We start from the raw sequence: 19,368 nt of genomic DNA on the forward strand, positions 1-19,368 counted from the left end.
TCAGGCTCCCAGGCGGTGCATCTCGGCGCGGAAGGACTCCTCGGTCCAGGGCTCGCCCGTGGGGGTGCGCAGCTGGCGGGAGTTGAGGCCGTCGATCACGTCGGGCAGTTCGTGGCCGTCCTTGGTGAAGATGTCCTCGAGGGTGCGCGCGAGCTTGATCTCGTACGGGGTGGGCTCGTGGTCGCGGGTCTGGTGGGGGGCCAGGTACGGCCAGGGGGTCTCGGGCACGGCGTTTCTCCGTAGGTGGTCAGAGGTTCAGGACGAGGCGGTCCGAGGCGCAGCGCGAGACGCAGATCATCATCGTCTCGCCGGTGGCGCGTTCGGCGTCGCTGAGCAGGAAGTCGCGGTGGTCGGGGGTGCCGGCCAGGACGCGGGTCTCGCAGGAGCCGCAGATGCCGTCCCGGCAGGAGGAGGCGACGGCGAGACCCGCGTTCTCGGCGGCCTCCAGGATGGAGGTGCCGGGGCCGACGTTCAGGGTCACGCCCGACGTACGGCATTCGACCTCGAAGGCGCTGTCGTCGCCGTCGTCGCGTGCGGTGGCCGGGGCGGCGAAGCGCTCGGTGCGCAGCCGCCCTTGAGGTGCCGCCTCCTCGACGGCCTTCAGCAGTGGCTCGGGACCGCAGCAGTACACGAGCGCGTCGGACGGAAGGTCCGCGAGGACGCCCGCCACGTCGATGTGCCCCTGCTCGTCCTGCGGTACGAGGGTCACCTCGCCGCCGCCGAGCGCGGCGAGTTCGCCGCCGAAGGCCATCGAGGCGCGAGTACGGCCGCCGTGGACCAGCCGGTACGGGGTGCCGTCCCGGTCGGCGCGGTGGGCCATCGCCAGGATCGGCGTGATGCCGATGCCGCCGGCGACGAAGAGGTAGGAGGCGGCCGGTTCGAGGGCGAAGTGGTTGCGCGGCCCGGCCACCCGCACAGTCTGGCCGGGCCGCACCTTGGTGTGCACGTGGCGCGAACCGCCCCGTGACGCCGGCTCGTTGAGGATGCCGAGCCGGTACACACCCGTCTCCTCCGGGTCGCCGCACAGGCTGTACTGGCGTACGTGGCCGCCCACGTGCAGGTCCAGGTGGGCGCCCGGTGTCCAGGCGGGCAGCGGTTTGCCGTCCGGGTGGACCAGTTCGACGGAGAGGACTCCGTCCGCCTCCCAGGTGGTGCGGTGGACGAGGAGGTCCAGTTCCTGCTCTTCGGTGGCGTTCATGTCGGCGGGCCTCCCTACCGGGCGGGGATCTTGACGGGCGGGGTGAACGGGTTCTTCATCGGGCCGAGCGCGGCCAGGTCGACCTCGACGAGGGTCGGCCCGTCGGAGGCGACGGCCGCGTCGATCACCTTCGCGGCCTCGCTCGCGTCGCCGATCCGCGCGTACGGGAGGGAGCAGGCGGCGGCGAGCTGGGCGAAGTCGGGCGTGAACAGGTCGACGCCGGAGCGGCGTTCGGTGTAGGTGGCCTGCATGTTGCGCAGCACGCCGTACCCGCCGTCGTTGAAGACGATGAGCGTCAGCCGGGGACGTTCCTGGGCGAGGGTGAGCAGTTCGCCGAGGTGGACGGCGAGCCCGCCGTCCCCGGCGATGACGACGGTGGGATCGTCGGGACGGGCGAGGGCGGCGCCGATGCCCATGGCGAGGCCCTGGCCGATGCCGCCGCCGCGCGGGAAGACGTTGGCCCGCGGATCGTGGATGGGCAGGAGGCGGTTGCCCCAGGCCGACGAGGGGATGGTCACGTCCCGCGCGACGACCGCGCCGCGCGGCAGGGCGGCGGCGAGGCCGTCGCAGATCGCGGCCTGCGGTCCGATGCCGTCATGCAGGGCGGCCCGCACCTGCTCCCGCACCTGCCGGACCCGGTCCGTCCACTCGGTGTCGGCCGGTACGGCGGCCTCCGTGAGGCGCGGCAGGACGGCCGCGGCGTCACCGTGGAGACCGTGGCGGGCGGGGTACACGCGGCCGAGGGCGGCGGCGTCGACGTCGATCTGGAGGTGCGCCTCGGGGAGCCGGAGGCCGTAGTCGGCGGTCTCGTTGGAGCGGAAGTGGGTGCCGACGGTGACCAGGACGTCGGCGTCCGCGAGGAGGGCGCGGGCGGCTGGCGTGGTGGCGAAGTTGCCGATGACCTGGCCGTGGTCCTCGGGCACGGAGCCCCGGCCGGAGTTGGAGGTGAGCAGACCGGCGCCGGTCGCCTCCAGCAGGGCGAGGAGCTGGTCGCGGGCGGTGTTGGCGCCGCCGCCGGCCCAGATCAGCGGGCGCCGGGCGGAGGCGAGCAGGTCGCGTGCCGCGGCCAGCCGGGACGCGTCCGGCACCGGGAGGCCGGCGACCGGGGCCTCGTCCCCCTCGTCCTCCTGGACCGCGTACTGCAGGTCGATCGGCCACTCCACGCTCGCGGGCCCGCCCGGCGCGGTGAGCGCGGCGGCGGACGCCTCGCGCAGGACGCGGCCCGCGTCCCGGGCGGAGGTGACGGTCGCGGCGTACGTGGAGACCGCGGCGAGCATGCCGAGCTGGTCCTTGGTCTCGTGGATGAAGCCGCGCCCGCTGCCCAGGTACGCCGACTCGACCTGCCCGGTGATGTGCAGCACCGCCGTCCCGGACGACAGGGCCTCGATCAGGGACCCGGCCGCGTTGCCCGCGCCGGTGCCGGTCGAGGTGAGCGCGCAGCCGATCGTGCCGCGGGCCCGGCCGTAGGCGTCGGCGGCGTTGACGGCGCTCGCCTCGTGGCGCACCGGCACGAACCGCAGCTCCGGGTCGGCGTCGACGGCCTCCACCAGCGGCAGGTTGTGCACGGACACGATGCCGAAGACGGTGTCGACGCCGAGGGACTTGAGGTGGGCGGCGAGGAGTCCGCCACCGTGGTCGTAACGCATGCGTACTCCTCAGAGGATGCCGCGGCCGACTCCGCCGCAGACGTCGATGCTGGTTCCGGTGATGTAGGAGGCGCGCGGGGAGAGCAGCGAGACGATCGCGTAGGCGACCTCCTCGGCGCGGCCGAGCCGCCCCAGTGCGATGCCCCGGTCGGCGGCGATCTCCGCCTGCCACTCCTCGTACGTCAGCCCACTGTCCGCCGCGGCGTGGCGGCGGGTCCACTGGCCGGTGTCGACCAGGCCGAGGCAGACGGAGTTGACGCGGATGCCCTCGGGGGCGAGTTCGCGGGCCAGGGAGGTGGAGAGGTTGAGGATGCCGGCGCGGGCGGCGCTCGTCGTGATCAGCCGGGTCTCGGGTTGCTTGGCGAGGACGGCGTTGACGTTGACGACGGCGGCGGCGTCGGAGACGCGGAGGTGGGCGCGGGCGGCGGCGAGGGGGTTGAGGACGCCCGCGAACTTCAGCTCCAGCTCGTCGCGCCAGTCGTCCTCGGTCGTCTCGTCGAGGGTCTTCATGCGGGACTGTCCGGCGTTGTTCACGAGCCCGTCGAGTCGTCCGCCGAAGCAAGCGGCGGCGCGCTCGGTGAAGTCCCGTACGGCGTCGGCGTCCCGGACGTCGCAGACGCCGGTGTACAGCCGGTCCGTACCGGCGCCGAGGCCCGCGGCGGCCTTGGCCAGCCGGTCGGCGTCCCGCCCGCAGGTCGCGACGCGGGCGCCTTCCGCGAGCAGGGCGCGGACCGTGGCCAGGCCGACGCCGGAGCTGCCGCCGGTGACCAGGACGGTGCGGTCGGCGAGGCCGAGGTCCATGAGTACTCCTAGGCGGTGGGGAGGTGGTTCAGTGCATGGTGAAGCCGCCGTTGACGGCGACCACCTGGCCGGTCAGGTAGCGCGACTCCTCGCCGAGCAGGTGGGAGACGAGCCCCACGAGGTCTTCGGGCCGCTGCGGCCGGGAGATCGCGCGCTGGGCGGCGTACAGGGCGTGCCGCTCGGCCGGTACGGTCTCGGTCGCCTCGACCTCGGTGAGGCCCGGCGCCACCGCGTTGACGGTGATGCCGCGCTCCCCCAGCTCGCGGGCCATCGCCCGGGTCAGGGCGATGACGGCGCCCTTGGAGGCGATGTAGTGGGCGAGGCGCGGGGAGCCGTAGAGGGCCGCGTCGGAGGCGATGTTGACGATCCGGCCCGGGCCGGACATCAGGGGCAGCAGGTGCTTGGCGACGAGCCAGGGGCCGCGCGCGTTGACGGTCATCAGCCGGTCCCAGGTCTCGACGTCGATGTCCTGGAACTCCCGGCCGCCCACGCCGTTGGCGAGGGCCGCGTTGTTGACCAGCCCGTACACCGGGCCGCCGGGTGCGACGCGGGCGGCCAGTGCCTCGACGGAGGCCGGGTCGGCGACGTCCAGCGGTACGAACTCCGCCGCGCCACCGGACTCCCGGATCGCCGCCGCCGTACGGGAGCCCCACTCCTCGTTCAGCTCGGCGACGACGACCCGGTACCCGTCGGCCGCCGCCCGGCGGGCCATGGCCTCCCCCAGGCCACGGCCCGCGCCGGTCACGACGACCGTGCGGCGCCCGGTCGCCGGGTCAGTCACGGGTGACGCCGTACAGCGGGGAGTACTCGGGGTAGGTCGGCACCTGCGGCTTCTGCGTGCCGATGATCACGCAGAACAGCGCGTCGGTGTCGCCCTCGTTCTTCAGCGACCGGGTCACGCCGGCCGGCACCACGATCATGTCGCGGTAGCCGAGGGTGCGGTACTCGGCCTCGTCGGGGCCGCGGTGGATGCCGACGCGGACCTCGCCCTCCAGGACGAAGAAGGCCTCCTCCACGTCGTGGTGGGTGTGGGCGGGGCCCTCGGCGCCGGGCGGCAGCAGCATGTTGGAGAAGGTGAAGCCGCCGGAGGGGAGGATGCGGCCGTCGTTCTCGTGGTTGCCGGTGGCGCCGGAACCGACGTAGCGGATCTGCGCCCGCTTGTACTGCGGGCCCGCCTTCTCCTGGAAGGACAGGGTGCCCCAGTCCGGCTCGCGGGAGGCCTTGGAGGCGATCAGGGAGTCGGTGTACTTGGCGAGGTCCCCGTTGTTGTCGTACTCGTCGGTGGTCAGCGGCATGGTGGTCAGCCCTTCGTGGTCGTGCGGGTGTTGGTGACGATGTGCAGGTGGGAGAGCAGCCAGGCGTTGAAGTGCTCGGGCTGTTCCTGGTTGGCCAGGTGACCGGCGTCCTTGACGATCACGTAGGCGGTCTTGTGGAGTCCGCCGGCCAGGACCTGTGAGGCTTCGGGGCCGGTGATCCGGTCCTTCTCACCGCACAGGACGAGGGTGGGCGCGGTGACCCGGTCGAGTTCGCCGCGCAGGTCGGTGCGGGCCATGGATTCGGCCGCCGACCGGTAGCCGGGCGACCGGACCGAGTCGGCCATGGTGTCGACGACCCGCCGCACCAGCTCGGGCGGCGCGTCCTCGGACAGCAGCCGGGGGCCGCGCTGCTCCGCGAAGGCGCGCGGGCCGAGGCTCTCCAGTTCCGGGACGCGGGCGCGCATCGCGGCGGCCTTCTCGGGGCTGGTGCCGGAGCCTGGGGTGGAGTCGGCGACGGTGAGGGAGGCGACGAGGTCCGGGTGTCGGGTGGCGAGCCGGAGCGCGATCACGCCGCCCCAGGAGACGCCGACGACGTGGGCGTCGGTGCCGCGGGCGCGGATGATCTCGGCGGCGGTGTCGGCGTAGTCGTCGAGGGTGAGGTCGTGGTCCGGGTCGGCCGACTTGGCGTAGCCCGGTGCGTCCCAGGCGACAACCCGGTGGCCGGCCGCGAGTGCCTCGGTCTGCGGGGCGAAGGCGGCGGACGAGGAGCCGATGCCGTGCAGGCACAGGACCAGCGGCCCGTCGTCGCCGTTCTCCTCCAGGTGCAGCCCGGCGGGGTCGTAGGCGGTCACAGGATCTGCCCCCGGCGTCCGGTCAGGGCCGCGAGCGAGCGCAGCACGGCGTACGGGACGACCCTGCTGGTGGCCGGGTTGGCGGCGTCGGGGACGTGGCGGACCTCGAAGCGGTACGAGCCCTGCGGGCCGCTCGCCTCGATCACGTGGGAGGTGTGCGCGGCCGCCGGGTCGGCGACGACGCGGACCCGTACGGCGTCGAGGTCGCCGACCGCGAGCGCGACCGAGGCGGCGACGTTCGTGGACTTGGGGAAGCTGACCGGTACGTCGCGTGCGGTGCCGGACATGACCTCGACGGGCGTGGTCGTGGTCCGCAGCCGGGCGAGCATCTCCTCGTCCATCCAGGGCTGTTCGAGGGTGGACGGCAGCTTGGTGGTGGTGAGCGTGACCTCGCCGAGCGGGCCCATGGCGCGTACGGCCTGGAGCAGGTCGAGGCCGCCGACCGCGCCGCCGGTGAAGTACACCCGGCCGGGCCCGGTCGCGAGGAGCCGCTTGGCCAGGTCCTCGTCGGTCAGTGCTCCGGTGGACGCCACGAGCAGGTCGGTGCCGGAGGCGAGGATCGTCTCGCCCCATTCCCGTACGACGCCCTGGCCCGCGGCCTCGACGATCAGGTCGCAGGAGGCGAGGGCCTGTTCCACGGTGAGCTGGGGGGCGGGGACGGCGTCGCCGAGCGGGCGGTTGTCGACGATGCCCGTCAGTTCGGCGCCGGGCACCTCGCCCGCGGCGAGCGCGGCGCCGACGGTGCGGCCGATGGCGCCCCAGCCGATGAGGGCGACCTTGCGGGTGTGGGTTTTGACGGCGCTGCTCATGCCGCTGCTCCTTCCGGGCCGGTGACGGCGTCCACGGGCGGGGCGACGGGGCTGCCGTCGGGCGTGCCCGTCATGTGGGCGCGGATCCGCTGCGACGGCGGGCCGGCGGTCCCCCACAGGTCGGACAGCTCGGGCGTGCGCCGCCACACCTTGCAGATCCAGGTGTCCTCGACGATCTGGGCGACCTCGGTGGTGTACTCGCAGACCAGGCCGGTCGGGTCGGTGAAGTAGGAGAAGGTGTTGTTGCCGGGGCCGTGCCGGCCGGGCCCCCACTCGGGGTTGATCCCGTGGTGCCGGAGCCGGCCGAGGCCGCGCATGAAGTGGTCGATCGAGGTCATCTCGTAGGCGACGTGGTTGAGGGAGACCCAGGGCGCCTGGTTGAAGGCGACGCAGTGGTGGTCGGTGCCGCAGCGCATGAAGGCCATCTGGTGCTCGGACCAGTCGGAGACGCGCATGCCGAGGACGTCGCGGTAGAAGGCGACGGAGGCGTCGATGTCGGGGGTGTTGAGGACGGCGTGGGTGACGCCGACCGGCAGGGCCGCGTCCCGGCTGCGTTCGGTGACCGCCCAGGTGTCGGCGGACAGTTCGACCAGCCGCCCGTCGAGGTCGTGGAAGCGCAGGCCGTAGCCGCCGCCGACCTGGTCGAGAGGGCCGGGTTCGGTGACGAGCGGGATGCCGCGGGCGCTGAGGCGGCGGGCGGCCTCGTCGATCTCGGCGGGGGTGGCGAGGGCGAAGACGAGGCGGCCGAGGCCGATCCGGTCGGAGCGGGTCAGGCGCAGGGCGTGGTGCTCCTCGCCGGTGCCGCGCAGCCAGCTCGCGCTGTGCTCGGCCTCGACGACCTGGAGGCCCCAGACCTCCTCGTAGAAGTCGACGGCGTCGGCGAAGTTCGGGGTGAGCAGCTCGACGGAGCGCAGGGCGCGCAGCCGGCCGATCGGGGGGTGGGTCGCGGCGGAACCGGTCGGGGGGTGAGTCATGGCGGAATCTCCCGGGGTGGTGGGTCAGTTGGCCCAGGGCAGGGGCGCGGTGTCGATGCCCCAGTACAGGGACTTCTGCCGCTGGTAGGCGCGGATCAGGTCGCGGCCCTTCTCGGTGCCGAGCCCGGAGTCCTTCATCCCGCCGAAGGGGGTGGAGATGGAGAACTGCTTGTACGTGTTGATCCACACGGTCCCGGCCTCGATCCGCCGTCCGAGCCGCCAGGCGGCCCGCGCGTCGCGGGTCCAGATGCCGCAGGCGAGGCCGTAGACGGAGTCGTTGGCCTGGGCGACGAGTTCGTCCTCGTCGTCGTAGGGGAGGGCGACGAGGACCGGGCCGAAGATCTCCTCCTGGCAGACGCGGGCCGAGTTGGGCAGGGAGTCGATGACGGTCGGCAGGTAGTAGGCGCCGTTCGCGTACGGCTCGCCCTCGGGCGCGGATCCGCCGCACAGCACCCGGCCGCCCTCCGCGCGGGCGAGGTCGACGGCTGCGGCGACGGTGTCGCGGTGGGCGTGGTGGACGAGCGGGGCGACCTGGGTGTCGGGGGACGTGCCCGGTCCGACGCGCAGCTTCCGGACCCGCTCGACGAGTTCGCCGACGAAGGAGTCGTAGCGCGAGGCGTGCACGAAGAGCCGCGAACCGGCGATGCAGGACTGGCCGCTGGAGGAGAAGATCCCGTACATGACGCCCGCGAGGGCCTGTTCGGTGTCGGCGTCCTCGCGGACGATCGTCGGTGACTTGCCGCCGAGTTCGAGTGAGGCGGGAACGAGCTTGTCGGCGGCGGCGCGGGCGATGGCGCGTCCGGTGGCGGTGCCGCCGGTGAAGCCGATCCGGCCGACGAGCGGATGCCGGACGATGGCGTCACCCACGATCCGGCCTTTGCCCGGCAGGACGGCGAGCAGCGCGGTGGGCAGCCCCTCCTCGGTGAGGACCTGGTGGACGAGGCGCCCGAAGGCCAGGGAGACCAGCGGGGTCCACTCGGCGGGCTTGAGCAGGACCGCGTTGCCGCCGGCCAGCGCGGGGGCGACCTTCTGGGCGTCGGAGGCGATCGGCGAGTTCCAGGGGTTGATCGCCCCGACGACGCCGATCGGTTCGTACGTGCTCATCGTGACGTAGGGGCCGCGCGAGGGGGTGAGCGCGTCCTCGGCGGTCTCCAGGGCGGCGGCCGTGTACCGGAAGGTGGCGGCGGCGCTGAGCGCGAGGGCGCGGGTCTCGCCGAGGGTCTTGCCGGTGTCGGCGGTCTGGAGGGCGGACAGGGCGTCGGCGTGCTCCTCGATCAGGTCGCCGATCCGGTGCAGGACGCGGGCCCGCCGGTGCGGCGGCAGGTCCCGCCACTCGGGTGCGGCGGCCGCCGCGGCGGCGGCGTGCGCGGCCTCCTCCACGTCGTCCGGCGAGGCGGCTTGGACGGTGGTGATGACGCTGCCGTCGGCGGGGTCCACCGTGCGGATCGGCAGCCCGCCGCCGCGCCGCCAGTGCCCCGCGATGAGGATCTCGTCGACTGGAACGCGCGGCATGGGGGCCTCCGGAAAGGGACGGTGCGGGAACTCGCGGACACGGCGGGGGCGTTGCCCGAACCGCCATGTCTAGGCGCTAGAAATCTAAGCGCTTAACTAATTACCCCGCAAGGGACCGGCCGCGACGAATTTTTCGCGACGTCAGGACTAAGGCTTGCCTAACCTCCACCGACTACCGATAGAACTTAAGCCCTGAGACATTCAGCGCCTACATAAGTGGCCCGTCTCGTCCTCGCCGCACCTCTCCAGCCCTCATCGCCGCCCGGCACGCGGTTGCTCCGCCGTGCCGTGCGTCCCGAACCGGAGACCACACCCATGACGATCGACGCAGCCCGGGCCACCCCGGGCCCACAGGGCGACTCGGCCGCGCTCGCGGCCGCCATCGGCGCCCGGTTCGAACGCCTGCCGCTGTGCCGCTGGCAGGTGATGGTCCGGCTCGTCGTCGGCGCCGTCACCTTCTTCGAGGCCTTCGACCAGCTCCTGATCGCGTACGCCCTCCCCGAACTGCGCGACGAGTGGCACCTCGGCACGACGCAGGTCACCGCCCTGATGACGGTCGGCTCGATCGGCATGCTGATCGGCGCGCTGGCCTCGGGCAGGCTCGCGGACCGGATCGGCCGGGTGAAGGTCATCGCCGGCTGCATCGCACTGTCCGGCGTCTGCAACCTGGCCCTGACCCTGTGCACCTCCCCCGAGCCCTTCATGGCGATCCGGTTCGTCCAGGGCATGGCCATCGGCGGCGAGGTACCGATCGCGGCGACGTTCATCGCCGAGATCACCCGCGCCCACCAGCGTGGCCGCTTCGTCCTCCTGTACGAACTGGTCTTCCCGGCCGGCCTGACCGCGGGCGCCCTCCTCGCCGCGTGGCTGGTGCCGGTGCTCGGCTGGCGCTGGGTCTTCGGCCTGGCGGCGATCCCCGGCCTGCTCTGCTTCGCCCTCGCCCGCTGGGTACCGGAGTCACCCCGCTGGCTCGCCGACCACGGCAGGCACGACGAGGCCCTGGCGACGATGGCGTCGATCGAGGAGAAGGTCGAGCGGATCACCGGCACCCCGCTGCCCGAACCCGCCCCGGCGCGCCCCGCCCCGCCCGCACCTGCGAAGAGCGGCCTGCGCGAACTCCTGACCGGCAGGTACGGCAAACGCACCCTCGTGATCGGCCTGCTGTGGTTCACCGGCTACTTCGCGAACTACGGCATCACGTCCTGGCTGCCGACCATCTACGAGGACCACTTCGACCTCGACCTGTCCACGGCGCTCCTCTACTCGACGGTGACGAGCTGCGCGGGTCTGGCCGGCTGCCTGATCGTCGCCCTCACCGTCGACCGGGTCGGCCGCCGCAACACGGTGATCTGGTGCATGGCGGCGGCCGCGCTCTGCCTGCTCCTCCTCGGCCTGGCGGGCGGCGACTCGGCGACGGGCGTCCTGGCCTGGACCTCCCTGGCCGCGGTCTTCCTCTTCGGCTCCAACATCTGCCTCTACCTCTACACGCCGGAGCTCTTCCCCACCCGGATCAGGGCCCTGGGCTCCAGCGTGGGCGGCGCGATGAACCGCCTGGGCGTCATCCTCGGCCCGATCGTCGTGGGCGCCATCTACGCGGGAGGCGCCATCGGCACGGTGTTCGTGACCCTGGCGGCCGTCGCCCTCGCGGGTTCCCTGTCGGCGGCCGTCGGCGCCGAGGAGACGAGCGGCCGGACGCTGGAGGACGTCGCGCCGTAGGGCAGCCGCGGGGCCGGGAGGGCGGGGGCCTTCCGGCACGGCGAGGACGGAGTGAGGGAATCTGCCCTCCGGGGGCTCATATGAGCGACGGGATGACAGACGCGGCCGCGGTGTTCACGGCAGCGAGTGGTGGGCGTGGGCGATGCGGGTCGCGAGCCGGTGCACGAGCCGTCGGGCCGCCTCCGGTTCCACGACCTCGATGTGGTCGCTGAACTGAAGCAGTTGCCGCACGCCGTCCAGGTGGCCGTACGCCACGGTGATCTCGACCCGCCCGCCGTCGTCCGGCCGGTCACCCACCGTCCGGAGCCGGGCCCCCAGGATGCGGCGGGCCAGGTCGATGCTCCCGGCGTCGACCCGCGCCGTCACGACGACGTCCTGCCTGCTCTCCAACACCTCGCCCAGCTGCCGCGCCGTGCCGACGAGGTCGGCGCCGGGCCGAAGCCGCCGCTCGGCGTCCAGCACCTGCCAGCCCCCCAGACGAGTGAGGGCGAACAGACGCGGACACCCGTCACGATCGCCCACGAGATACCACCGCCCGGCCCGCTCCACCAGCCCGTAGGGGTCGACCACGAAGTCCTCGGCGACCGCCGCACCGCTGCGCCGGTAGCCGATCCGCAACCGCCTCCCCGTACGCAGGTCCCGCACCAGCGCCGCGACGTCGGGCAGGGGCGCGGCCTCCCCGAACCAGGGCCGGTTGTCGATGGCGATCACGTCCGCCAGGGACAGCGGCAGCTCCTCCCGGGCGGGCGACGGTGGCGACCGGCGCGGCGTCAGCTTGCGCAGCGCCGACCGGGCGGCCGCCTCCCCGCCGACACGCCGGGCCCGCTCGGGATCGAGCCCGACGGCCCGCAGCAGGTCCGCCTCGCCGGTCGTCAGCTTCGACAGGTCGGCCTGATCACCGGGCAGCAGGCTGATGCCGCCGTACTTGCCCCGCTCGGTGAAGACGGGAATGCCCGCGTCGACCAGCGCCCGCACGTCCCGCAGCACCGTCCGCGTCGAGACCCCCAGCTCCCGGGCGAGCGCGTCGGCGGTGGTCCGCGGGTGCGCCTGCAACGCAGCCAACAGCTCGATCAAACGCTGCGGTCGTCCCACGCGAAGCCCCTCCTCACCTGAACAGGACAGGTTCTGTCATGTTCCCACGCGAGGCTGACACCGACGGCCGGAACCGCCCGGCCCGAAAGGAGCCAGCCACCCATGTCCGCACCCAACCTCTTCCTCGTCTACGTCACCGACACCGAGCGCTCGACCGCCTTCTACTCGGACCTGTTCGACATGAAGCCGGTCATGGTCACCCCGCGCTACATCCCGTTCGAGGTCGCACCCGGAGTCGTGTTCGCCCTCTGGAGCGGCCAGACCGACCAGCTCCACCCCCAGACGCCGCGCACCTCGGAGATCGGCCTGATGCTCCCGGGCCCCGCCTCCGCCATCGACGCCCTCCACACCACGTGGACCGCCAAGGGCGCCACCGTCGTCGAACCCCCGCACGACGAGGTCTTCGGCCGCACCTTCGTCGTCGCGGACCCCGATGGCAACCTGATCCGGGTGGCGCCGGTCGACTAGGCGCACGGGCGATCAGGCACTTGCCCTCAACCAAACTCGAGGTCCTACGGTCTCCGCATGACCACGCGGCACGGACTCCGTGCCCGACGCACCAGGAGAGGACCCTCCATGACGACCCAGCAGCTCTCCGAGGCCGAACTCGCCGCACAGCCCGCGGCCTACTGGACCGGTGTCGCCTACGAGGCGCTCATCGCGTACACCCGGGCCCGGCAGGCCGAGAAGGGCTACACCCAGCCCCAGTTCTGGCTGCTGCGCAACCTGTCGGCGAACGACATCTCGCCCGACGGCGCGGGAATGACACTGCCCGAGCTGCGGGCGGCGATGGCCTCCTACGCCCGACCCGAGGACGACCTGGCGGCGGAGGCCGAGGTACTCCTGGAACGCGGCTGGCTGACCCGGGACACCGGGGACCGGCTGTGGCTCACCGAGGAGGGCGAACAGGCCCGCGTCGACCTCGCGCGCAACGCCCCCGCGATCCGCGCCGCCCTCCACGAGGGCATCGACGACGCGGACTACGTCACCACGGTGAGGGTGCTCCAGCGACTGATCCGCAACGCGGGCGGGAGCAACTGACAGCCCGGCCGGCGCGTCAGGCCGTACGTCTCGCCGCCAACTCGCACCATACGTACTTGCCCCGGTTGCCCTCACGGGACAGCGGCTGCCACCCCCACACGTCGGCACAGGCCCGGACCATCGCCAGCCCCCGCCCGCCCTCCCGGTCCACCACCCGGTCGAACGGCTGCGGCGGCTCGGGCGGCGACGGGTCCGCGTCCCAGGCCCCGATCCGCAACACGCCCGCCGCCCAGCGCACCCGCAGGGCGGCGGGCCCCTTGGTGTGCCGTACGGCGTTGGAGACCAACTCCGTCGCCAGCAGTTCCGCGAGGTCCACCAGCCGGATCAGTCCGTGCATGGTGAGGATCAGTCGGAGCGTACGGCGGCAGACAGTGACGGCTCTCGGGTCGTTCGGGATGTAGAGGGAGTACTCCCACGGTTCGCTTTCGGGCATGCGGGTTCCTTCGGAGACGTAGGGGATGAGGTGAGTGGGGCGCGGTGGCAGTGCCGCAGCCGCCGTGGCAGGGCGGCGCGGTGCGCTTCCGGTACCCGGTGTGGCGCAGTGTGTGCGCTGCATCACCGACGGTAGACCTTAGTTTTAAAGTCCGGCAAGCCCATCGCGTAATCTGACACCCGAACGAGCAAAGACGCCATGCGCGTTGAGCGAAGGGGCAGGGATGGGAACCAAGCGCGAAGCGACAGCACGACAGTTGCGCTTGGCGGCCGAACTGCGCAGGCTGCGTGAGGCGTCCGCCCTCAGCGCTCGCGAGGCGGCGGCACTGCTCGGCGTGAACTCCGTCCAGGTCAGTCAGATCGAGTCCGCCACTACGGGCGTCAGCGAGCAGCGGCTACGCCGCCTGACCACTCACTACGACTGCACGGACGCGGAGTTCGTTGACGCTCTGGTGACGATGGCGACCGACCGAACACGCGGCTGGTGGGAGGAGTACCGGACTCACCTGCCCACGTCCTTCCTGGACCTGTCCGAGCTGGAGTACCACGCCACCTTCCGCTGGGACGTGGATTTCCTGCACGTCCCTGGCCTTCTCCAGGTGGAGGAGTACGCACGGGCTCTCTTCTCCCGTCGAGTACCCGAACTCCCGGAAGAGGACCTGGAGATGCGAGTGCGGCATCGGATGCAGCGGCGCATGATCATCGATGGCGAGCGGGCGATCCCATACGAGGCACTGATTCACGAAGCCGCGTTGCGCATCCGAGTAGGTGGCCGCAGCACCTCGCGCGCTCAACTCGCCCACATCGTGGAACTTTCCGAGGCGGAACATGTGACGGTGCGCGTCATCCCGTTCGATCTGGAGGAGTTCGCCGACGTCACAGCCGCCATGGTCTACGCCGGTGGCGCCGTTCCGAAGCTGGACACCGTGGTGCGAGACGGCCCGCACGGCACTCTCTTCATCGACTCAGAGCCACAGCTGGGCGTCTTTCGAACACTCTTCCGTAGAGTGAAGGCGGTATCGCTCACTCCCGAGCGTTCGCGTGACTTCATCCACAGGCTGGTAAAGGAACTGTGAGGCATCCGGTGACCACCCCCGACAACTGGCGGAAGTCTTCTTACTCCGGCAGTGGCGACGGCAACGCCTGCGTGGAGATCGCCCACCGCCACTCCCACATAGCCGTCCGCGACTCCAAAACCCCCACCCGAGCCACCCTCACCTTCCCCACCCCCGCCTTCACCGCCTTCCTCACCTCCCTCAAGACCCCCGCCGGGGAATAACCGGAGACCGCCTCCTGTTACGTCGCGCAGCGAACGACACCGAACGTGACACCCGGGAGGCACCCCACCATGGCCCCAGACGCCGCAGACACCGCAGAGGAGATCCAGGGCACCGCCCACGGCACCGCCCCCGTCCCCCTCTCCGTGCTGGACCTGGTGACCGTCGGCGCCGGCCGTACCGCGACCGACGCCCTGCGGACCAGCGTGGACATCGCCCGCCTCGCAGAGAACCGCGGCTTCCACCGGTACTGGGTCGCCGAGCACCACTCGATGCCCGGCGTCGCCTCCTCCTCCCCCGCCGTGATCCTGGCCCACCTGGCCGCCCACACCGACCGCATCCGGCTCGGCTCGGGCGGCGTCATGCTGCCGAACCACGCCCCGCTCGTCATCGCGGAGCAGTTCGGCACGCTGGAGGCGATGGCCCCGGGCCGCGTCGACCTCGGCCTCGGCCGGGCCCCCGGCACCGACGGCGCCACCGCCGCCGCCCTGCGCCGCACCGACCGCCTCAACGAAGGCGCCGACGACTTCCCGCAGCAGCTCGCCGAGCTGATCCGCTTCCTGGACGACGACTTCCCCGACGGGCATCCGTACCGCCGCATCCACGCCGTGCCCGGCCCCGTGCAGGCCACCTCCCCCGGCGGCGTGCAGTCGGCGCACCGGCCGCCGGTGTGGCTGCTCGGTTCCTCCGGCTTCAGCGCCCGGCTGGCCGGCACCCTGGGTCTGCCCTTCGCCTTCGCGCACCACTTCTCCGCGCAGAACACGGTCCCCGCGCTGGACCTGTACCGGGAGTCCTTCCGGCCCTCCGCCGTCCTGGACGCGCCCTACGCCCTGATCGGCGTCTCCGCGCTCGCCACCGACGACGAGAAGGAGGCCCGCCGGCAGGTGCTGGCCGCCGCGCTGAACATGGTCCGGCTGCGCACCGGGCGCCCCGGGCTCGTACCGACGCCGGAGGAGGCGGAGGCGTACGAGTTCAGCCCGATGGAGGAGGAGTTCGTCGCGTCCTGGAACTCCAACGTCATCCACGGCACCCCCGACGAGGTGCGGTCCGGCCTCGACGATCTTCAAAAGCGCACCGGCGCCGACGAGCTGATGCTCACCGCCAACGCCCACGGCGGCGACGTGCGCCTGCGCTCCTACGAGCTGATCGCCGACGCCTACGGCTTGCCGGCGCCCGCCTGAACCCCGGCCGCGCCGGGCCCGGCGGAGCCCAGCAGGGCGGAGATGCGGTCCGGCGCGACCGGCCGGGAGTAGAGCCAGCCCTGACCGGTGTCGCAGCCGATGCGGCGCAGCCGGGTCGCCTGGTCCGAGGTCTCCACGCACTCGGCGGTGACGGTGAGGCCGAGGCGGTGGGCGAGCTGGACCATCGCCTCGACGATGACCTCGTCGGCGGGGCTGGCCGCCGAGGCGTCCGCGTCCGGCGCGGCCGCCCCGCCCCGGATTCCGGCGGTGCCGCCACCGTCGTACTGGAAGCCCCGTACGAACGCCCCGTCCAGCTTCAGCACCGAGACCGGCAGCCGGCTGAGGTAGGCCAGGTTCGAGTAGCCGGTGCCGAAGTCGTCGATGGCGATGTGGACGCCCATGTCGCTGAGCGCCTTGAGGGCCTGCAGCGGGCGGCCCGCGGAGCCCATGACCGCCGACTCGGTCAGCTCCAGCTGGAGCAGGTGCGGGGCCAGGCCCGTCTCCTCCAGGGTCGCCGCCACGTCCGCCACCAGGTCGGAGTCCCAGACCTGGCGGACGGCCACGTTGACGCTGACGAAGATCGGCGGTTCGTCCGGGTGGGCGAGCTGCCAGCGGCGGGCCTGGAGGCAGGCCGTGCGCAGGATCCACCGGCCCAGGGGAACGATCGATCCGTCCTCCTCCGCCAGTGCGATGAACCGATTCGGCGCCAGTACGCCGAACTGAGGATGATTCCAGCGGATGAGCGCCTCGACCCCGCGCACCCGGCCGTCCTCCATGCCCACCAGCGGCTGGTACTCCAGCGCGAACTCGCCGCGGTCGATGGCGGGGCGGAGGGTGGCGGCGAGTGCCTGGCGGGTCATGCGGCTGGCGTTGCGTTCGGGGTCGAACAGGGTCCAGCGGGCCCTGCCGTCGGCCTTGGCCCAGTACAGGGTCGTGTCGGCGGCCTGCATCAGGGCGGTGGGCGTGGTGCCGGCGGTGTGGCGTTCGACGACGCCGACGGAGGCGGTGACCGAGAGGCGGCGGTCGGCGACCTCGAAGGGCGCCTGGAGGGCCGCCAGCACGGATTCGGCCAGGTCGGCGAGCTGGTCGGTGCCGGTGGAGTCCTCGACGAGGAGGGCGAACTCGTCGCCGCCGAGGCGGGCGACCAGCGGGGCGCCGGAGCGGGCGTGCGCGGCCTCCTCGGCGCAGCGCGTGAGACGTTCGGCGACGGCGGCGAGCAGCCGGTCGCCGACGCGGTGGCCGAGGGTGTCGTTGACGGCCTTGAAGCCGTCCAGGTCCAGGTAGCAGAGGCCGATCCGGCCGGTCCCGCCGCCGTGTTCGTACGACTCCGCCTCCAGGGCCGCCGTCAGCCGTTCGAAGAACAGGGCTCGGTTGGGCAGCCGGGTCACCGGGTCGTGCATCTGGAGGTGGCGCAGCCGGGCCTGGAGCTCGCGCCGGGCGCTGATGTCGGCGACCGACAGCAGCAGCCCCGGTGCGTCCTCGCCCTCGGTCCCGGCCAGCGGCTCGACCGTCACCTGCACCCACAGGGAACGTCCGTCGGCCCCCTTCAGGCGCCGGGTGCAGCGCAGCCGGGCCCGGCGGCCGGACAGCACCTCGCGGTACGCCTGCCAGGTGCCGGAGTCGGCGGCGAGGTCGACGAGGTCGGCCGCCGCACGGCCGGTCAGCGCGTTCGGGCCGGTGCCGAGGAGGGTGCCCAGCGTGTCGTTGGCGCCGATCACCAGGCCGTCGGTGTCGACGACGGCCATGGCGAGGGGCGCGGCCACGAACGCCGACCGGTAGGCCGGGGGCCCCGCGCACGGCGCACGAGGAGCCAGGCCGACGTCACCCTCTGTGACGATCGGCCGGTCGAAGTCTGCCACGGGCGCCGGCCCTTCGGAGGTTCCGTTCACCGCTCGCTCCCGCAGTGCCTCGATCTCTGTTCGTGCTCTGTTCGTGCAGGAAAGTGTGCCGATCATAGAGGCTGCCACGGAGCCCTTCCAGCCGCCGCCCCGCACTCCCGACCGGCCGAACCCCGCGCCAGATCGTTTCTGCTCGCGCCTGGACGAGTTCGTCACGCCCCCGACCAGTTGTGACGTTCTGTAAGTGACTCACGGTTGCCGGTCCGGTGACATCCGTCGAAATTCCGGCCGGCTCACCCATCCGGTGCAGGCGAACAGGACGTAGTACGACAATCACCCACAAGCTGGGTGCGGTGTCCCGTCAACCGCACCCGGAGGTCCATGTGCCGCGCCAGCTCCCCCTGAGGCGACTTCCGCGGGAGGCTCTCAAGGGGCTCGGTGCGGGCCGCGGCGTGGCGGGGGCGCCCCGCTCCAGGCTGCGCAGTACGGCGGCGGTGTGCACCACGATGTCCGCGCTCGCCGCGACCTCCCTGATCACCGCGCCGTCGGCCGCCGAGCCCTTCTCCCCGGAGCCCTGCGCCCTCCAGCGCACCGAGGTGCACCACTCCGAGGGCCTGAGCACCTGGAACGCCGCCTACCCGAAGCCCGTACGGACCCTGGACGCGGTGATGGTCTTCCTGTCCTTCCCCGACTCCCGGCCGCTGACCGCGCCGGCCGAGCTCGCCGCCGACCACTTCCCCGCCACCACCCGCTTCTTCCAGCGCGCCTCCTACGGCAGGTTCACGCTGCGCCCGCACCCGCTGCCCGGCTGGATCCCCATGCCGCGCCCGTCGACGGCGTACGACATACGGCGTGACTGGAGCCCCCGGCACCGGGCCGCCTACCTGCGCGACGCCCTCGACGCCGCCGACCGGCACGTCGACTTCTCCCGCTACGACATCGTGTACTTCGTCGCCGACCCGGACGCGCCCGGCGTGGACTCCGACGCGACGAAGGTCGTCAACTTCGACACCCCCCTGCGGGCCGACGGCACCGACATCCGGCGGGTCGTCACCGTCTTCGAGAACCATCCGCCGGACCGGCTGGTCCTGGCCCACGAGACGGGGCACGTCTTCGACCTGCCCGACCTGTACCACCGGCCCGAGGACGACGAGGGCGACTGGGACACCCACGTCGGCGACTGGGACCTCATGGGCAGCCAGTTCGGACTGGCCCCGGACCTCTTCGGCTGGCACAAGTGGAAGCTGGGCTGGCTGGAGCCCCGGCAGGTGGCGTGCGTGCGCGGCGGTGAGCCGGTCCGGCTGACGCTGGAGCCGCTGGGGGCGGGGCCGGGGGTGCCGGTGACCGGCGCGGCGGGAGCGCCCGCCTTCGGCCTCGGCCGCGGTACGAAGCTGGCGGTGGTGCGGACGGGGGCGGACACCGTGCTCGCCTTCGAGGCCCGGGGATCGGTCGGCAACGACGCCGCCGCCTGCCGGGCGGGGATCCTCGTCTACCGGGTGCACAGCGGGGCCCGGTCCGGGGACGGGCCGATCGAGGTGGTCGACGCCCACCCGGACACCGAGGCGTGCTGGGAGGACTCCGTCTACCCGCCCCTCGCCGACGCCCCGGTCGCCCTCGGCGAGAGCTTCACGGTGCCGGGCGACGGCGTACGGGTCCAGGTACAGGGGCGGACGGTGTCGGGGGCGTGGACGGTGCAGGTCACGCCGGGGTGAGCCGCTCACGCCGGGCGACCGAGTGCGGGGGG

At 72.7% G+C, this 19,368-nt stretch carries 20 protein-coding genes; 7 read left to right on the top strand and 13 right to left on the bottom strand.

The genetic code is table 11. The features are described from left to right. Genes AMK11_RS04920 through AMK11_RS04965 form a run of 10 tightly spaced genes read right to left on the bottom strand, consistent with a single transcriptional unit; the run spans position 1 to position 9,047 of the window. Positions 1-228 (bottom strand): recombinase-like helix-turn-helix domain-containing protein, encoded by a 228-nt coding sequence (locus AMK11_RS04920; RefSeq protein WP_073723356.1) that lies wholly within the window; start codon positions 226-228, stop codon positions 1-3. Positions 229-247: 19 nt separating this feature from the next. After that, positions 248-1,198: a PDR/VanB family oxidoreductase gene (locus AMK11_RS04925; RefSeq protein WP_073723358.1), complete on the bottom strand. Its 951-nt coding sequence runs from the start codon at positions 1,196-1,198 to the stop codon at positions 248-250. Positions 1,199-1,212: 14 nt separating this feature from the next. Then, a complete protein-coding gene (locus AMK11_RS04930; protein ID WP_073723359.1) occupies positions 1,213-2,844 on the bottom strand; it encodes a thiamine pyrophosphate-binding protein in 1,632 nt (543 codons plus the stop codon). A gap of 9 nt (positions 2,845-2,853) precedes the next feature. Then, positions 2,854-3,645 (bottom strand): SDR family oxidoreductase, encoded by a 792-nt coding sequence (locus AMK11_RS04935; RefSeq protein ID WP_073723361.1) that lies wholly within the window; start codon positions 3,643-3,645, stop codon positions 2,854-2,856. Between the two features lie 28 nt (positions 3,646-3,673). Next, positions 3,674-4,426, bottom strand: a complete 753-nt coding sequence (locus tag AMK11_RS04940) for an SDR family oxidoreductase (protein ID WP_073723363.1) — start codon at positions 4,424-4,426, stop codon at positions 3,674-3,676. Further along, positions 4,419-4,940 (bottom strand): cupin domain-containing protein, encoded by a 522-nt coding sequence (locus tag AMK11_RS04945; protein ID WP_073723365.1) that lies wholly within the window; start codon positions 4,938-4,940, stop codon positions 4,419-4,421. The genes AMK11_RS04940 and AMK11_RS04945 overlap by 8 nt, the downstream gene beginning before the upstream one ends. A gap of 5 nt (positions 4,941-4,945) precedes the next feature. Further along, positions 4,946-5,752, bottom strand: a complete 807-nt coding sequence (locus AMK11_RS04950; RefSeq protein WP_073723367.1) for an alpha/beta fold hydrolase — start codon at positions 5,750-5,752, stop codon at positions 4,946-4,948. Continuing rightward, positions 5,749-6,561: an aspartate dehydrogenase domain-containing protein gene (locus AMK11_RS04955; RefSeq protein ID WP_073723369.1), complete on the bottom strand. Its 813-nt coding sequence runs from the start codon at positions 6,559-6,561 to the stop codon at positions 5,749-5,751. Before AMK11_RS04955 ends, AMK11_RS04950 begins: the two co-directional genes overlap by 4 nt. Continuing rightward, positions 6,558-7,535, bottom strand: a complete 978-nt coding sequence (locus AMK11_RS04960) for a VOC family protein (protein WP_073723371.1) — start codon at positions 7,533-7,535, stop codon at positions 6,558-6,560. Before AMK11_RS04960 ends, AMK11_RS04955 begins: the two co-directional genes overlap by 4 nt. A 24-nt stretch (positions 7,536-7,559) precedes the next feature. Next, complete coding sequence (locus AMK11_RS04965; RefSeq protein ID WP_073723373.1) at positions 7,560-9,047, bottom strand: aldehyde dehydrogenase; 1,488 nt, start codon at positions 9,045-9,047, stop codon at positions 7,560-7,562. A gap of 315 nt (positions 9,048-9,362) precedes the next feature. On the opposite strand from AMK11_RS04965, the gene AMK11_RS04970 reads away from it, so the two are divergent. Then, the gene (locus AMK11_RS04970) at positions 9,363-10,763 is read left to right on the top strand and encodes an MFS transporter (protein ID WP_073723375.1); all 1,401 of its coding nucleotides are present in this window, start codon (positions 9,363-9,365) and stop codon (positions 10,761-10,763) included. Positions 10,764-10,877: 114 nt separating this feature from the next. Here AMK11_RS04970 and AMK11_RS04975 read toward each other — a convergent pair whose 3' ends face one another. Next, entirely contained in the window at positions 10,878-11,855 is a 978-nt protein-coding gene (locus AMK11_RS04975; RefSeq protein ID WP_073723377.1) for a helix-turn-helix transcriptional regulator, read from the bottom strand. 102 nt (positions 11,856-11,957) lie between these two features. On the opposite strand from AMK11_RS04975, the gene AMK11_RS04980 reads away from it, so the two are divergent. Next, a complete protein-coding gene (locus AMK11_RS04980; protein ID WP_073723379.1) occupies positions 11,958-12,323 on the top strand; it encodes a VOC family protein in 366 nt (121 codons plus the stop codon). Between the two features lie 108 nt (positions 12,324-12,431). Further along, entirely contained in the window at positions 12,432-12,896 is a 465-nt protein-coding gene (locus tag AMK11_RS04985) for a MarR family winged helix-turn-helix transcriptional regulator (protein ID WP_073723381.1), read from the top strand. A gap of 16 nt (positions 12,897-12,912) precedes the next feature. Here AMK11_RS04985 and AMK11_RS04990 read toward each other — a convergent pair whose 3' ends face one another. Next, complete coding sequence (locus AMK11_RS04990; protein ID WP_073723383.1) at positions 12,913-13,329, bottom strand: ATP-binding protein; 417 nt, start codon at positions 13,327-13,329, stop codon at positions 12,913-12,915. Positions 13,330-13,552: 223 nt separating this feature from the next. Between AMK11_RS04990 and AMK11_RS04995 the strand changes: the two genes are divergently transcribed. The 3 genes from AMK11_RS04995 (at position 13,553) to AMK11_RS05005 (ending at position 15,786) form a co-directional block, all read left to right on the top strand. After that, positions 13,553-14,404: a helix-turn-helix domain-containing protein gene (locus AMK11_RS04995; protein WP_073723385.1), complete on the top strand. Its 852-nt coding sequence runs from the start codon at positions 13,553-13,555 to the stop codon at positions 14,402-14,404. 8 nt (positions 14,405-14,412) lie between these two features. Beyond that, the gene (locus AMK11_RS05000) at positions 14,413-14,607 is read left to right on the top strand and encodes a DUF397 domain-containing protein (protein WP_073723387.1); all 195 of its coding nucleotides are present in this window, start codon (positions 14,413-14,415) and stop codon (positions 14,605-14,607) included. Between the two features lie 69 nt (positions 14,608-14,676). After that, positions 14,677-15,786, top strand: a complete 1,110-nt coding sequence (locus tag AMK11_RS05005) for an LLM class flavin-dependent oxidoreductase (protein ID WP_073723389.1) — start codon at positions 14,677-14,679, stop codon at positions 15,784-15,786. Here the strand turns inward: AMK11_RS05005 and AMK11_RS05010 are convergent. After that, entirely contained in the window at positions 15,762-17,675 is a 1,914-nt protein-coding gene (locus tag AMK11_RS05010) for a putative bifunctional diguanylate cyclase/phosphodiesterase (protein WP_073723391.1), read from the bottom strand. The two genes, AMK11_RS05005 and AMK11_RS05010, sit on opposite strands and share 25 nt — an antisense overlap. 302 nt (positions 17,676-17,977) lie before the next feature. On the opposite strand from AMK11_RS05010, the gene AMK11_RS05015 reads away from it, so the two are divergent. Continuing rightward, on the top strand, positions 17,978-19,336 hold the full coding sequence (locus AMK11_RS05015; protein ID WP_198941292.1) for a M6 family metalloprotease domain-containing protein: 1,359 nt from the start codon (positions 17,978-17,980) through the stop codon (positions 19,334-19,336). Positions 19,337-19,368 lie beyond the last annotated feature (32 nt).

The sequence above is a fragment of the Streptomyces sp. CB02414 genome (genome assembly GCF_001905385.1).
GTDB lineage: Bacteria > Actinomycetota > Actinomycetes > Streptomycetales > Streptomycetaceae > Streptomyces.

Coding starts and splice junctions, on each gene's coding strand:
- AMK11_RS04970 (WP_073723375.1), top strand. CDS start 9,363: ATGACGATCGACGCAGCCCGGGCCACCCCGGGCCCACAGGGCGACTCG.
- AMK11_RS04935 (WP_073723361.1), bottom strand. CDS start 3,645: ATGGACCTCGGCCTCGCCGACCGCACCGTCCTGGTCACCGGCGGCAGC.
- AMK11_RS04945 (WP_073723365.1), bottom strand. CDS start 4,940: ATGCCGCTGACCACCGACGAGTACGACAACAACGGGGACCTCGCCAAG.
- AMK11_RS04985 (WP_073723381.1), top strand. CDS start 12,432: ATGACGACCCAGCAGCTCTCCGAGGCCGAACTCGCCGCACAGCCCGCG.
- AMK11_RS04990 (WP_073723383.1), bottom strand. CDS start 13,329: ATGCCCGAAAGCGAACCGTGGGAGTACTCCCTCTACATCCCGAACGAC.
- AMK11_RS04925 (WP_073723358.1), bottom strand. CDS start 1,198: ATGAACGCCACCGAAGAGCAGGAACTGGACCTCCTCGTCCACCGCACC.
- AMK11_RS05005 (WP_073723389.1), top strand. CDS start 14,677: ATGGCCCCAGACGCCGCAGACACCGCAGAGGAGATCCAGGGCACCGCC.
- AMK11_RS04955 (WP_073723369.1), bottom strand. CDS start 6,561: ATGAGCAGCGCCGTCAAAACCCACACCCGCAAGGTCGCCCTCATCGGC.
- AMK11_RS04960 (WP_073723371.1), bottom strand. CDS start 7,535: ATGACTCACCCCCCGACCGGTTCCGCCGCGACCCACCCCCCGATCGGC.
- AMK11_RS04930 (WP_073723359.1), bottom strand. CDS start 2,844: ATGCGTTACGACCACGGTGGCGGACTCCTCGCCGCCCACCTCAAGTCC.
- AMK11_RS04980 (WP_073723379.1), top strand. CDS start 11,958: ATGTCCGCACCCAACCTCTTCCTCGTCTACGTCACCGACACCGAGCGC.
- AMK11_RS04965 (WP_073723373.1), bottom strand. CDS start 9,047: ATGCCGCGCGTTCCAGTCGACGAGATCCTCATCGCGGGGCACTGGCGG.
- AMK11_RS04995 (WP_073723385.1), top strand. CDS start 13,553: ATGGGAACCAAGCGCGAAGCGACAGCACGACAGTTGCGCTTGGCGGCC.